Below are 14,556 nucleotides of genomic sequence, written 5' to 3'. Positions count from 1 at the left end.
CATGTTGTCCAATCAGATCATTAACCAGAGCTTCGCGGAGATCATGGGGAAGCGGTTCGGAGACTATGCCAACCTGGTCATTCTCTCCCGCGCGATCCCGGACGCCCGCGACGGTCTGAAGCCCGTACAGCGCCGGATTTTGTACGCGATGTACCAAGAGGGCAATACGAATGACAAGCCGTACCGGAAATCGGCGAAAACAGTCGGGTACGTGATGGGTACATATCACCCGCACGGCGACTCGGCGATTTACGAGACGATGGTGCGCATGGCCCAATGGTGGAAAATGCGTCAGGTGCTCATTCAGGGACACGGGAACTTCGGCAGTCTGGACGCCGATCCGCCTGCAGCGATGCGTTACACGGAGTCCCGCTTGTCCGCACTCGCCAACGAGCTTTTGCGCGATATTGAAAAAGATACTGTCACCTTCATCCCGAACTACGACAACTCGGCACAGCAGCCGGCTGTATTGCCTTCGCGTTTTCCCAACCTTTTGGTCAACGGCGCTTCCGGGATTGCTGTCGGCTTTGCCACGGACATTCCGACCCACAATCTGGGGGAAGTGATCGACGCGGCGATTGCCCAGATGAAAAATCCGGACATCTCGCTCGACGAGCTGATGAAGCACGTCAAAGGGCCGGATTTTCCGACGGGAGGCATCGTGCAAGGTCTGTCGGGAATCCGCAAGGCGTTTGAAACAGGCCGCGGCCAATTCATCATCCGCGCCAAGACGCATGTGGAGGAGCCAAAAGGCGGCAAGGTGAAGAAAATCGTCGTCTCGGAAATTCCTTACGAGGTGGTCAAGTCCAAGCTGGTCGGGCAAATTGACGAGCTGGTCATGGACCGCAAAATCGAGGGCGCGCTGGCTGTCCGCGATGAGACGGGGCGCAAAGAAGCGGAGATGAACAAAGTCCGCATCGTCGTCGACATTCGCAAGGAAGCAGACGAGCAGGCGATTTTGAATTACTTGTACAAAAATACCGACCTGCAAATTTACTACAACTACAACATGAACGTGATTCACGAGGGAACCATCCACCAGATGGGACTCAAAGGACTGCTCAAGGCGTACGTCGATCACCAGAAGGAAGTCGTGACAAAGCGCTGCGAGTACGATTTGGAGCGCAAGTCGAAGCGCGAGCATATCGTGCAAGGGCTGATTCGCGCCAAGTCGATTTTGCGCGAGATCGTCGACACGATCATGGATTCCGAAGACCGTGCCGACGCCAAGAAAAACATCATGGAGAAGTACGGCTTCTCGGATGAGCAGGCAGACGCGATCCTGAGCATCCAGCTCGCTTCCTTGACCCGCCTCGATATCGTCAAGCTGGAAAAAGAGCTGGCGACCCTGGCGAAAGAAATCGAGGAGCTGAAAGCGATTCTTGCCAGCGAGAAAAGGCTGATTCAGGTTATTACAGGCGAGTTGAACGAGATCAAGAAAAAGTACGCGGAAGAGCGCCTGACGGAAATCCAGGGCGAAATCGAGGAAATCAAAATCGATATCGCCATGCAGATCAATGCAGAAGATTGCATCGTCACCCTCACGAACGAAGGGTACATCAAGCGGACAAGCCCGCGTTCCTTCAAGTCGGTCGGGGGAACCCTGGAGACGTGCGGAGTGAAGGACGGGGATAAGGTTCGCTACTTCGTGGAGACGAACACGTCCCATACGGCCCTGTTTTTCACGCAGGACGGCAAGTATTTCGCCACACTCGTCAATGCTTTCCCGGACGACAAGTGGAAAGATATCGGCTCTGCGCTGGTCAACGTCATCCCGCTGGAAAAAAATCAGCGGATCGTCGGATTCACCATCGTCGAGAACTTCAAGCAGCCGTTGTTTGTGTACCATGTCAGCAAAAACGGCTTGATCAAAAAGACCGCGCTGTCCGAATATGAAACCAATCGTTCGAGCGCACTCGTGGCTGCCAAGCTGAAATCAGAAGATGACGAATTTGTCCATGTATTCGTAACGGCGGAAGCTGGCGGGATTTTGGGGGCAACCCGCGACGGGATGGGAATCCGCTTTATGCAGGCAGAAGTCGGGGCGACAGGTCGCGCTTCCAGCGGCGTAAAAGCGATTACACTCGCAGCGGGAGATGAAGTCGTGACGATGCTGCCGACTGAGCTGGAAGACAGCCGAGCGTTTACGCTGTTGACAGAGGAAGGCGTAGTGAAGCGCACAGCGATTGCCGCCATGCCGCTGCAAGGACGCGCTGGCAAAGGCGTGCAGTTGATTCGCAAGCGCAAAAACCATCCGCACCAGCTGACGGCGATTTACCTGGAGGAAACCGTGTACGCCTGGACGGCGCAAAACGAGTGGGTGTCAGTGGACGCGAGCCAGGTGATCGTGAACGAGCAGGGCGGAATTGGCCGCGTCGTCGTGGAAGGCGGCGTCAAAGCGGTTGTCTTTGAAACCGTTTTGCCAACTGATGAACCAAAAGAGGAGCCGACCGCAAAAGGCTCTGGAGAGGGAGAATCCGCAAGCTCGCAGCAAAAGGCGACAGGTGCTCCTGTCAGTTTGTTCGATCTTGGCGAAGAGAAGGAATGATGGAAAATGGCAACTCCGTTTGAAGCGTTTGTATCACCGTTGAGCTGGCAGCAAGTCTCTCTTCTGCTCGACACGGTTCAGTATTTTGAAGAAGCGCCCAAGCTGCTTTCCCTTCCGCAAGAGGAAGGGCCGAGCGTGCCAGTGCCCGTTACGGCAGATACACTGCGGCAGATGCTGGCGAGTTTGGATGAGGACGATGCTTTTTCGCGCAAGCCGTTTGCTCTCCGCTGGGAAGCGGGCGAGGATGCGGACGCTGGAGCTCTTATCGTTGAATTGCCTACTGGCGAAACCGTGAAGCAGCCTGCGGTTTTGTCCGCGTTTTCTCCGGTTTAACCGAATCAGGATGGCTTTAAAGGACGCTTTGGCACATGCTCATGCACCCGTGCAGGGGAAGGGCAGTGCCAAAGCGTTTTTTTACAGTTGCAAGGATTGCCAAAAACTTGGCATGTATGGTACAGTTTGAGCACGTTTCTTTTTGTTTCAAAATGTTAGTTACTTACTGATTGGAGGAGCAAGCAGATGGAACAAACGATGAACCAAAAAGCTTTTGCGGATGTCATTCGCGAACGCAGATCAGTACGTCATTACGACGCATCCGTCAAAATTTCCCGCGACGAGTTGAAAGAGATGCTGGCCGAAGCGACATTGGCGCCATCCAGCTCGAATCTTCAACCTTGGCGTTTTCTGATCATCGACGAGCAGGAGCTGAAAGAAAAGCTGCTCCCGATTGCCTTCAATCAAAAGCAGGTTGTCGAAGCTGCCGCAGTGATCGCCGTACTTGGCGACTACGAGGGCTACAAGCAGGCGGAGCAAATTTACCAGAAAGCAATCGACGCCGGCTACATGACAGAAGAAGCGAAAGCAACCATGATCGCCAACATCAACCGCCGTTACGAAAACCGCGAGCGCAGCGTGCTGAAAGAAATTGCGCTTGTAGATGGCGGACTGGTCGCGATGCAATTCATGCTCGTTGCCAAAGCTCGCGGGTATGACACCGTTCCGATGGGTGGATACAACGACGAATTGTTCAAAGAGGCGTTCCAAATCTCGGATCGCTACGAAACGGTCATGCTGATCGCCGTAGGAAAAGCGGCACAGCCTGGACATCCGACTACCCGGCTAGACGTAGATGCCATTACGTTCTGGAATGAGATGCCAAGTAAATAAGCAAGTGTGTGGTACGACAGTCACTGGTCTATGAACCGTGACTGTTTGTTTTTTGATCAGGCAATCTTCCTGTCGGGGTAGAAATCGGGCAGGAGGGGGCGTACAATGAAACAGGACGAGCAACAACCTTACAGACAGAAGAAAGAAGGGTTAGCATGAAACGGATTTTGGCAATCAGCGATATACATGGGGAACTGGACAAGCTGGAGTCGCTGATGGAGCTTGTGAATTACGATGCGCAAAACGATCAGCTGATTTTGCTCGGGGATTACGTGGATCGCGGCCCCAAATCGCGAGAAGTGGTCGCAAAAGTGAAACAGCTTCACGAACAAGGAGCAGTTGTCCTGATGGGCAACCATGACCATATGATGGTGAAATCGTTTGAGCAAGACCCTGTTTTTATCGAACGTTGGTTCCGCAATGGCGCTCAAGCTACGCTGGCGAGCTACGGTCACGCAGGCGCTGCTACTGAGTCTGGCGCACCAGAAGCGTTGGAAGTGACGCCAGAAGTGCAGGAGCACCTCGATTTTCTCGGAGGACTGCGCTGCTTTTTTGAGACAGACGATTATATTTTCGTCCACGGAGGCGTGCATCCCGAGACTCCGGTGGCGGAAACAGACCCGTACAAGCTGATGTGGATTCGCGATGAGTTCCACAAAGGCTATCGCGGGGAAAAGACGGTTGTATTCGGGCATACCCCGACGGAAAATTTGCACGGAAAACACGATGTTTACTTCGGGGACAACAACATCATCGGGATTGATGGCGGCGCTGTTTTTGGCGGGCGCTTGCATTGCCTGGAGCTGCCGAGTCGCAAGGTGTACTCGGTCGAGTAGTCAAGAAAAAGAGACGGCATACCTGTCAGGGACAAGACCAGGGGCCGTCTTTTCTTTGCTTGTGATCGTCTGTATAATGAGAATATTAAGATAAATATGAAGGGAGAATAAGCATTGACCTTAAAAGTCGGCATTATCGGTTGCGGTTCTATTGCCAATCACCGCCATGCTCCCGAATATCGGCAAAATCCTTACACGGACATTTTGCTTGTCTACGATCCGAATCCAGACCGGGCGAGGAAGCTGGCAGACAAATACGGCGGGCAAGTAGCGGGGAGCTGGGAAGAAGTCGTACGACATCCTGAAATCGACGCGATCAGTGATTGTTCAACCAACGAAATGCACCATCTGATTACGACACAGGCGCTTTTGGCGGGCAAGCATGTGCTGTGTGAAAAGCCGATTGCGACGACAATCGCAGGGGCGAAGCAAATACTCGCAGCAGCGAACAAGTCGGGCAAAGTGTTGATGATTGACCACAACCAGCGTCTGGTCAGTGCGCATGCCAAAGCGCGGCAGCTGATTGAAGCCGGGGAGTTGGGAAACATTTTGTCGTTCAAAACAAGCTTTGGTCATCAAGGCCCTGAACATTGGAGCGCCAACGGGACAAACGGAACGTGGTTTTTCAAAAAAGCCCGCTCCGCGTTTGGCGTTGCAGGTGATTTGGGCATCCATAAAGTCGATCTGCTCCGGTATTTGCTCCAGGACGAGATTGCGGAGATTAGCGCTTTTTCCGGCGTTTTGGACAAAAAGGATGAACACGGACAGCCGATCGAGGTTTGCGATCATATGTCGTGCCTGCTCAGAACCAAATCGGGTGCGATCGGGACGGCATCTTTTAGCTGGAGCTATTATGGCGATGAAGACAACAGCACGATCTTGTACGGCGAGCGGGGTATCATGAAAATTTTTGCCGAGCCTGAAAAAGACCTGGAGATCATCAAGGCGGATGGACAGCGAGTGCTCTATCAGCTCGGGGCGATGCAAACGAACGACAACCAGACGGCGAGCGGCGTGATCGATGCTTTTGTCGAAGCCATCCGCACGGGACAAGCGCCGATCGCCACAGGCGAGGACGGATTGGCTGCGCTGCGCATTGTCGAGGCGGCGATGGAGTCGGCTGCCACGGGGAGAAGTGTCCGCTTGGAGACGTGACAGGGAATGAGAGCACACATGGCTGGTCACACTAGAAGGGGAGGTGTGATCACATGGAAGGAAACATTCAGGTCAATGGCAAGCATTATCAGTGCGAATGCACATATGATGGGGATTCCCAGTACAACGTTCAAGTGCGCAATGGCAAAAATGTAGTCGCAAACTATAAAATCTCGGCAGGTTCGGAAGGCGAAGTGCTGGAGTCTGCCCAGGCGCATTTTGCCGCAGACGTGGAGCTGGGCAATGTAAAAGGGTAAAACCGGGCAAAACGCAGCCGCCTATTCAGCGGACTGCGGTTTTTTCTTGTCAGCCGCCGCAGAACGTGATACAGTAATATTGTTTCCTTGGAAACCAAATGCATGACAAAGGAGCTGACCGCTGAATTGGATCAGAAAACGAAAATTTGGAATCAGTGGCTGACTCTGCTACATAAACAGGAGGATCGCAGCAAACGGCGCGAGTCCTTACTGCTTGCGAAAATCCGCAGCAGCATCCCTGATTACCAGCATTTGGACAGCCTATCGATAACCGAACTGCACGTCATTTCCGAAATCGGCAGCAACGCACGGGTGAACGTGACGACGATTGCCCAAAAAATCGGGGTGACCAAAAGCGCCATATCCAAAATCACGGTGAAGCTGTTGAAAAAAGGCTTGCTGGAGCGCTATCAGTTGGAGGACAACCAAAAAGAAGTTTTTTTCCGGCTGACAAAAGTAGGCGAATTGGTCAACTCGATACACGACAGCTTTCACGCGAAGCTGGAGAACGACATGATTCGCTTTTTGGATCGGTACAGCAAGGAAGAGTTGGCTTTTGTCTCCCGGTTTATTGGCGAGGCGACGGAGCAACTGCAAAAGAACTGGACAGAGGACTAGCGAGGGAGAGAGCATCTCCCTTATTATTTCGGAAGATTGTTTCCTTGGACACAAAAATGATGAGGTGAAGCTGAAAGATGAACGCTAAAAAAGTATTAATGCTGCTCGGGATCACCATCTTGTTCGGTACATTCGCGCAAAATTTGTTCATGCCGATCCTGCCAGCGATGCAGCAAGAGTTTCAGACGAGCGCGTTTCTCGTCAACCTGACGATTTCGCTGTTTACGGTCATGCTGGCTGTTATGCAAATTGTCTATGGCCCGCTCGTGGATCAGTATGGCCGGAAAAAAATCTTGATTCCGGCGCTCGTGTTGTACGCGCTCGCTTCCATCGGTTGCTATCTGGCAGATTCGATTGATATGTTGCTCGTCTTTCGGGCGCTGCAAGGGATCGGTTTCGCAGCGATTCCGATTGTCGCGGCGACGATGATTGGCGACCTGTTTGAGGGCAGCGACAGAGCGAGTGCCATGGGAACGTATCAAATGATGCTGGCAATCGGTCCAGCAATCGGGCCACTGCTCGGCGGCTGGATTGGCGGAGCAGGCGGACATACGGCGGTGTTTGCATTTTTAGCGGCTACGGCCGTGCTGCTGCTCGCTGGAAACGGACTTTTGCTGCCGGAAACGAAAAGCAGTCAGTCTAGCTCCAGACGGTTTCAACTGAGCGGCTATCTCGCTGTATGCCGGCAACCAACTGGTTTGTCCGTGATCTTGCTCGGCTTTTCACAGATGTTTACGTACTACTGCTTCTTGTTGTTTATCCCTGTGCAGTTGACAAGCTACTATCACTTGTCTGCCGACAAAATCGGCTTGCTTTATTTGCTCGCCTCTGTCGTCTTCATGATCAGCAGCAAACAGGCGATTCGCTTGCAGAAGAGGTGGGGATCGCGAAAAGCGCTCCTCTGGACGGCGGGAATGCACGCTATGGCTACCTTTTTCCTCATGGTGACAGCGAACGTGTCCCTGCCGTTGCTCGTGGCAAGCAGCGCGTTGTTTGCCTTTGCGCTCGGGATCGGGATGCCTGTGCATACGACTCTGCTTTCGGAAGTGTATGAACAGGAACGGGCAACGGCAATCGGCGTCTACAATTTGATCCGCTACCTGGGAATGGCCGTTGGGCCGATTGCTGGAGCAGCCTTGTACGGCGCAGGCGGTGCTTTCCTCGAATTTGGCGGTGCAGGCATTTTGCTCGTGCTGGCGACTTTGCTTGCGAAAAAGCAGATCGGCGCAGCAGCGGCAAACCGAAGCGTGTAAAAGCGAGTTTTGGCGATATCCTTTTCTTCCTCCAGTAAATGTGCTACAACAAAGATTGACACAGAAGAGCGGGAGGAACCAAAACATGCAGCAACAACATGAGCGAGAGCGGCAACCTAACAGGGAGCGCGCGTTTGACAACCCTGTATGCATTCAAACGTTTACCGAGGGCGAATGCCTGGCCCTTTTGCAAAAAATAGAAGAAAGTCGCACCATTCATTCCGAAGAGCAGCTCGATCAGGCAGAAGCCGCTGTTCTTGCCAGACTGTCAATCTTGCGCATGATGAAAAAAGGCGGAACAGCCATGGCGCAGGAGTGGCTGGACCGGGCTTTGGCGTTGCAACCGAACGATCCGTATGCGCTCGGTGCGCAGCTGCGGCTTTTCTTGCTGCAGTTGCGCAGTCATGAACTGGAGACAGCGTTTCCGACCTTGCGGGAGACGGACAATGTAGTCGCCAAAAGGCGGGCGGTGGAAGTGCTCGTAGACAAGGCGCTCCAGGCCCAAGACGACATCGGCAACTGGCAGGCGATGGCCAAAGCAGCGCTTCGCGTAGCCAACATGCTCGCAGACGAGCAGACGACGGCTTTGGCGGAAGCGATGGTCGCCCTGTACGACAGGCGACAGGTGCTGCTGGAAGAGCTGCTTGCGCGCGTGCAAGCTTATGGAGCCTCGCTTTCCGGCGTCTTTTTTTCCGCCGAGCTGCTTACGCAACTGCAAGAGACGATTCGCGCCCTCAACCAGCAAGCGCAGGAAAAAGAGCAGTTGCTGCCAGAGGAAGATAGCGAGCTGGCGCATGACGGGCCGACCAGCGAGGACCAGGACAAACGGACGGCATTGGAGCAGTTGGAGAGTTTGATCGGTCTGGACGAGATCAAACAGCGCGTGCGCCAGTTGGCCCAGTTTTTGCAATATCGCCAGCTTCGCGAGCAAAAAGGCTGGCACATGCACGACCAGCTCCCGTTGCATCTCGTGCTCATGGGCAATCCTGGCACTGGAAAGACGACATTGGCGCGCTTGATTGCCCGCCTGTACCACGAGTTGGGGCTTTTGGCCAAGGGACAGTTGATTGAAGTAGATCGCTCCCATCTGGTCGGCGGCTATGTCGGCCAGACGGAACAGCGGGTGATGGATGCGATCAAGCAGGCAGACGGCGGCGTCCTGTTTATTGATGAAGCATACAGCTTGAAGCGGCCGGACAGCTCGGGCAGCGACTACGGGCAAAATGCGATCGACACGCTGGTAGCCGCCATGACGAGTGGGGAGTACGCCGGGCGCTTTGTCGTCATGCTCGCTGGCTACCCGGAAGAAATGCGGCACTTTTTGTACGCCAATCCCGGTTTGTACAGCCGTTTTCCCCAGACAGGCCACTTCGTTTTGCCGGATTACTCGGCGGACGAGCTGGTGCAAATTGCCGATGCGGTGGCGGCGCGCAACGATTTTACCTTGACGGATGCCGCCAAGCTGGCCTTGCGCGAGCGAATCGAGAAAGCGCAAGTGGACGACACATTCGGCAACGCCAGAACGGTCACCAGTCTCGTCCTGGATGCGATTTTTGCCAAAGGACGAGCCACGGCGGGCAAAGCTTTGCAATGGGACGATTTCACGATTTTGCGCCCGGAAGATGTCCGCGAGCTGGCTGCGCCCCAGGCGGAAAAGCCTGCGGAGGCAAAGCTTCAGGCGTTGATCGGACTCGATCAGGTGAAATCCGAGCTGAAAAAAATTGCGGCGTACGTCGCGGTGCAGCAGGAGCGCTCGGCAAGAGGCTTGCCCAAGAGCGCGATCGAACTGCACGCTGTATTTACGGGCAATCCGGGTACGGGCAAAACGACCGTCGCCCAGTTGTACGCGCAAATTTTGCAAGAGGTCGGGTATTTGAAGCGCGGCCACCTGGTCACCGTGAGCCGAGCCGATTTGGTCGCGGGATTCGTCGGCCAGACCGCCGCTCTCACTCGCAGAAAAGTGCGGGAGGCATTGGGCGGTGTCCTGTTTATCGACGAGGCGTACGCCTTGCTCGGGAGCAGCCAGCAAGACTTCGGTCAGGAAGCGATTCACACGCTCGTGGAAGAAATGACGCGGCACGCGGAAAACCTCGTCGTAGTGCTGGCGGGCTATCCGCAAGAGATGAGCGGCCTTCTGCTGAGCAATCCCGGGCTTGTGTCCCGCTTTAAAAAGTACATTCACTTTGCCGACTACTCGGTGGCGGAGCTGGTCTGCATCTTGCAACAGGCGGCACAGCAGGCAGGCTATGTGATCGAGGCGAGCGCCGTTGCAGCGATTGCGCAAAGTCTGGAAACAGCCGAGCAGAAGCAGATGCTGCAAGGAAACGGACGGTTGAGCTACAATCTTTTGCAGGAAGCGATCCAAAACCAGGCGATGCGACTCACGAGTATTCCGCGGGAAGCCTGGGATGAAAAGTTGCTCGCGACGCTGTCGTGGAGCGACTTCGAACCGCTTCTGACCTTGCAATCAGAAGAAACCGGGACAAAAGACTAGGTTTTGTCCCACACATCTGTCTTCCTACTCTTTTGACAATTCACCCGATCCCGTATAATGGTAATACAAGCCATGAGGGGAAGGGTGTTTTTTCGTTGCAAAAGAAATGGCATGCTACACTATCTACTACCATCGCCGTAACGATGCTGCTAACCAGTTTGCCAGCGGCGGCCAGACAAGAAGGGGAGAGACGGGGCAATATTGAGATCGAAGCCACAGAGGGGCTGGCGATCGAGAAAACGTCAACCAAAAAGAGCGCGTCCGAACTCGTCATCATCCAGCTGTCAGGCCCTGTCCGTGAAGAGTGGAAAGAGAAGCTGACAGATATGGGAGCGACTTTGGGCGATTACATACCGGACTACGCTTTCCTGGCAAAGCTTGCAGACGAAGAGCAGCAAGAAGAAATCGAGCAGCTTTCCTTCGTGAAAAAAGTGGTTCCGTTTCAGCCGAAAGCCAAACTGGCACCGCAGCTGCGTTCCTCGCTGGAAAAAGACAAGGCGGTAGAGGTGGCGGTGATCGGCTTTGACCAAAACGTCGACATGGTGCGAACAGTAAGCCGTTTAGCCGATGACGCCGATATGGCAGGGCTTGCCACGCCAGAGGACGCACCGCATATTTCGATCGCTACGATGAACGAGGACGCGATTGGGCAGGTCATCGAGTCAGAGGATGTGATCGCGATCGTTCCGGTGCCGCAAAACGAGCTGCACAACGACATCGCGGCCAGCATCATTCATGCGGATGAGCTGTACTCGACAGGATATACAGGAAAAGGGCAGATCGTCGGCGTAGCGGATACCGGGCTTGATACAGGCAAGCTCAGCTCCATGCATCCGGATTTTTCCGGCCAGGTGAAAAGCTTGTACGCGCTTGGACGACCAGACGATGCGAGCGATCGGCACGGGCATGGGACGCACGTAGCTGGCGCGCTGCTCGGAACGGGAGAAGCTTCGGATCAGCAATATAAAGGGATGGCTCCCGGAGCCAAGCTTGTCTTTCATTCGATTCAGGATCGCAGCGGCAACCTGGTGACGGACGTGGAAACGATTTTGCAGGAGGCGTATGTCGACGGAGCGCGGATTCACTCCGACTCATGGGGAGCGAATGACAACGGGGATTACAGTTTAAGCTCGTTTCTGTTCGATCGCTTCTTGTGGGAGCATCCCGACATGACGGCATTGATCGCTGCCGGAAACAAGGGGCTGGCAGGCTATCAAACGATCGGCAGTCCTGCCACGGCGAAAAACGTCATTGCAGTCGGGGCGAGCGAGAGTGTTCGTCCCAGCTTGGGCGAGCATTCCGACAATCAAGACGAAGTGTGGGAAGAAAGCAGTCGCGGCCTGACAGCAGACGGACGCTTGAAGCCAGATATCGTAGCGCCAGGGACATCCATCTTGTCGACCAGGTCTTCGCTTGCTCCGAGCAAAAATTTTGACAAGCGCTTCAACGATTATTATGCCTACATGAGCGGGACGAGCATGGCGACCCCGATTTTGGCGGGCGGTGTCGCGCAAATTCGCCAGTACCTGGACGAGCAGGGGGAAAAAGAGCCAAGCGGAGCGTTGCTCAAGGCCATACTGTTGGCCAGCGCAGATGATTTGGGAGAAGACATGCGCTTGCAAGGCTTTGGCCGTGCCAATCTGCAAGAAGCGATCCAGACGAATTACAAGGATGTACAAGACGGGCTGCGAACGAGAGAAAAAGCCGAGTATGCGATCAAGGTGACGGACAGCTCCAAGCCGCTTGCCATCACGCTTGCCTGGACAGACTATCCCGCATCTTTTGCCGCCCGGCGCACGCTTGTCAACGATTTGAACCTCAAGGTCACTACGCCAAGCGGCGAGCGCCTGAACGGGAACGACTTTTTCGAAGCGCCTTATGACGATCAGGTCGACAACCTCAACAACGTGGAACAAGTGTGGATTGTGGAACCGGAAAAAGGGACGTACACGGTGACCGTGGAAGGCTACAACATTCCGAAAGGCCCGCAGCCATACGCTCTGGCGACGACGGGAAAATGGGCAAAAGCTGACAATGACGGCGGCGACGATGATGGCGAGACAGGGAATGGCGATAACTACGAAGTCAAGAGCGAACTGAAAAAAGGGACACTCGGCAAGAAAACGCCCTACAAGGAATTTACGATTCGCACCTATAACGCGGGCGAACTGGACGTGTCTGCGCAATGGGATGAGGAAGCCGATGTGAATGTGTACGTGTACGACAACAACACGCGGGAGGAATTGGCCGCTGCAACAGGAACGGATAACCCGGAAAAGCTGACGGTGTCGTTGCCAAAGTCCGGCTTGTTCAAGATTCGCGTCGAGCTTGCGGACGGCAAAGAAGCGAAGTTTCAGATGAACATCAGCTATCCAGGAAAAAAGAAGAAGCGGTAGGTTAGCCCAGCGATCAGGAAAAGGAACAGAAAAGGACAAAGCTCTGCGCTAGTACCGAGGCAGAGCTTTGTCTTCTTTTTGCAGCCATTGCTGTGCGTGCAGGGCGATTTCCAGACAGAGACGGCGCTCAGGCGAAGCGAAATCGTCTCCGATCAACTCCGCGATTTTTTCCAGGCGATGATACAGCGTTTGCCGATGGATGAACAATTGCTCGGCGGCCGCCTGCTTGGACAGATTGGCATTCAAATAGACGTGCAGCGTCTGGGTCAGTGCTGATCCATGCTTTTCGTCGTGCGCAAGCAGCGGGCCGAGGTAATCGGTGATGAAATGGTCCAGGACAGGCTCGGCCGGAATGTGAAACAGCAGGCGAAACAACCCCAGATCGGAAAAAAACGGGCTGCTAGAGTCGCGCTGGAAGGTGAGCGCCTGCTCCGCTTCCGCCAGATGTCGTCCCGCATCGGACAAACGCTTGCCCACGCGCCCGATCCCGCAGCGAATTTGGGTGTCTGCTCCGAGCATTTGCAAGGCGATCCGCTTCAAGTCAGTCCACGCCTTTTCCAATGCGCGCCGGGAATCTGCCCGCGGCTTCGGTTCGATCAGCAAAAAATAAAAGCGGTGGCCCATACAGCGGATGAACGGCAAAAAGCCTTGGCGCGTCAACAGCGAACGGTATATCGCGGTCAATTCGTGCGGCGGGAGGGCGCCTTCTGCGGCTGGTTCCGATTTTTCGCAGGAGACGATCAACGTATGGTAGCTCACTGTTTTCACGCTTCCCGACAACCCAAGGAGTGTACGCATATGATCTTCTGTCATCGGCCGATCGGCGATCAGATCGTCGAACAGTCGGTTTTCCATCACCCGGGCTTGTTCTTCGGCAAACATTTTTCGCATAAAAAACTGGGCCATGGCGGAGACGGTGTTGTCGAGCGCAAGCAGCATGTACTCGTCCGCATCCCGCTCGTACAAAATGACGCCTACATAGGCGAGCAAATGCCCCATTGCCATAACCGGCTGGTAGACGAGCTGCTTGGTCATGGATAACGGGTGGAAGCGGACGCTGGCATCACGGGTGTCCTCTTCGGCAAAAAGCGATGCCATCAGCTCGTTCATCTCTACCTGGACGGCGTGGGGCAAAACGGGAACGTACTGGGCCGCGACATCCGGCGAGTAAAACAACACCTGGGTTTGCACGGCCGCCTGAAAATGCTGGAGCAGCTTGGGGATGCTTGCCGCCTGGAGGCTGAGCTGCTGCAAGCCTCGGGAATACGCCTCCAGATCACGCAAAGCCTGCATCTGGCGATTGATCAAATGCTCGTGCAAGTCTTGGGTAATATCGACAAAGCGCACGGGCTGATGGAAGATGATCAGCGGAAACTCGTGATGATCCGCCATTTCCAGCATGTCAGCCGGAATCGCCGGGATGTATTCGCCAAGCTCGATGCACAGCCCGGATGCTTTGCGCCGAATCAATTCAGCCAAATAGGCAAGCCGCTTCTCTTTTGCCCCGCCAAAACCAAGCCCTGTCGAGAGGATGAGTTCGCCGCCATTGAGAAACTGTCCCGTATCTGCTGTTTCCAGGACATGCACCCAGCGAACCGGACGAGCCAGTCCGCGGTGGCCCGCGACCACTTCTGCGTGCTGGAACAGCGGGCGTTTGATTGCTTCTGTGATCGTCAAGCGCCAGTCATTGCTCATGTGCTTCTCCTTTTCCTGCCCGTCTACGTGAAGAGAGCCTTTTTCCAAACGGACAATTGACACTATGTATGATGAATGCTACCGAATGCTTAGCGTTTTGTCTAGTGATGACAAGCTTTATTTTTGGATAAAATGGA

General features: G+C 54.4%; 11 protein-coding genes. 10 read left to right on the top strand and 1 reads right to left on the bottom strand.

Annotated elements, in window-relative coordinates; genetic code table 11:
- Position 1 precedes the first annotated feature (1 nt).
- The 10 genes from parC (at position 2) to NST23_RS15280 (ending at position 12,724) form a co-directional block, all read left to right on the top strand.
- Complete coding sequence (gene parC, locus NST23_RS15325) at positions 2-2,548, top strand: DNA topoisomerase IV subunit A (RefSeq protein WP_173599491.1); 2,547 nt, start codon at positions 2-4, stop codon at positions 2,546-2,548.
- 6 nt (positions 2,549-2,554) lie between these two features.
- Positions 2,555-2,881 carry a hypothetical protein gene (locus NST23_RS15320; RefSeq protein ID WP_173599492.1) on the top strand — a complete coding sequence of 109 codons (327 nt, stop codon included), beginning with the start codon at positions 2,555-2,557 and terminating at the stop codon, positions 2,879-2,881.
- A gap of 186 nt (positions 2,882-3,067) precedes the next feature.
- Positions 3,068-3,715 carry a nitroreductase family protein gene (locus NST23_RS15315; protein WP_173596563.1) on the top strand — a complete coding sequence of 216 codons (648 nt, stop codon included), beginning with the start codon at positions 3,068-3,070 and terminating at the stop codon, positions 3,713-3,715.
- Positions 3,716-3,870: 155 nt separating this feature from the next.
- Complete coding sequence (locus tag NST23_RS15310; RefSeq protein WP_122965398.1) at positions 3,871-4,551, top strand: metallophosphoesterase family protein; 681 nt, start codon at positions 3,871-3,873, stop codon at positions 4,549-4,551.
- Between the two features lie 114 nt (positions 4,552-4,665).
- Positions 4,666-5,706 carry a Gfo/Idh/MocA family protein gene (locus tag NST23_RS15305; RefSeq protein ID WP_173596564.1) on the top strand — a complete coding sequence of 347 codons (1,041 nt, stop codon included), beginning with the start codon at positions 4,666-4,668 and terminating at the stop codon, positions 5,704-5,706.
- 53 nt (positions 5,707-5,759) lie between these two features.
- The gene (locus tag NST23_RS15300; protein WP_063228527.1) at positions 5,760-5,963 is read left to right on the top strand and encodes a hypothetical protein; all 204 of its coding nucleotides are present in this window, start codon (positions 5,760-5,762) and stop codon (positions 5,961-5,963) included.
- 102 nt (positions 5,964-6,065) lie between these two features.
- Entirely contained in the window at positions 6,066-6,581 is a 516-nt protein-coding gene (locus tag NST23_RS15295) for a MarR family transcriptional regulator (RefSeq protein ID WP_233454132.1), read from the top strand.
- A 77-nt stretch (positions 6,582-6,658) separates the two neighbouring features.
- Positions 6,659-7,834 (top strand): MFS transporter, encoded by a 1,176-nt coding sequence (locus NST23_RS15290; RefSeq protein WP_287102259.1) that lies wholly within the window; start codon positions 6,659-6,661, stop codon positions 7,832-7,834.
- A gap of 85 nt (positions 7,835-7,919) precedes the next feature.
- Positions 7,920-10,328, top strand: a complete 2,409-nt coding sequence (locus tag NST23_RS15285) for an AAA family ATPase (RefSeq protein ID WP_340964042.1) — start codon at positions 7,920-7,922, stop codon at positions 10,326-10,328.
- A 143-nt stretch (positions 10,329-10,471) separates the two neighbouring features.
- The gene (locus tag NST23_RS15280) at positions 10,472-12,724 is read left to right on the top strand and encodes a S8 family serine peptidase (protein ID WP_173599518.1); all 2,253 of its coding nucleotides are present in this window, start codon (positions 10,472-10,474) and stop codon (positions 12,722-12,724) included.
- A gap of 48 nt (positions 12,725-12,772) precedes the next feature.
- Here NST23_RS15280 and NST23_RS15275 read toward each other — a convergent pair whose 3' ends face one another.
- Positions 12,773-14,419 (bottom strand): PucR family transcriptional regulator, encoded by a 1,647-nt coding sequence (locus tag NST23_RS15275; RefSeq protein ID WP_280648487.1) that lies wholly within the window; start codon positions 14,417-14,419, stop codon positions 12,773-12,775.
- Positions 14,420-14,556 lie beyond the last annotated feature (137 nt).

The sequence above is a fragment of the Brevibacillus sp. FSL K6-0770 genome (assembly GCF_038000275.1).
GTDB classification, from domain to species: domain Bacteria; phylum Bacillota; class Bacilli; order Brevibacillales; family Brevibacillaceae; genus Brevibacillus; species Brevibacillus parabrevis.
Note: the sequence above shows the minus strand (reverse complement) of the source record. Positions and strands in the feature narration are given on the sequence as shown.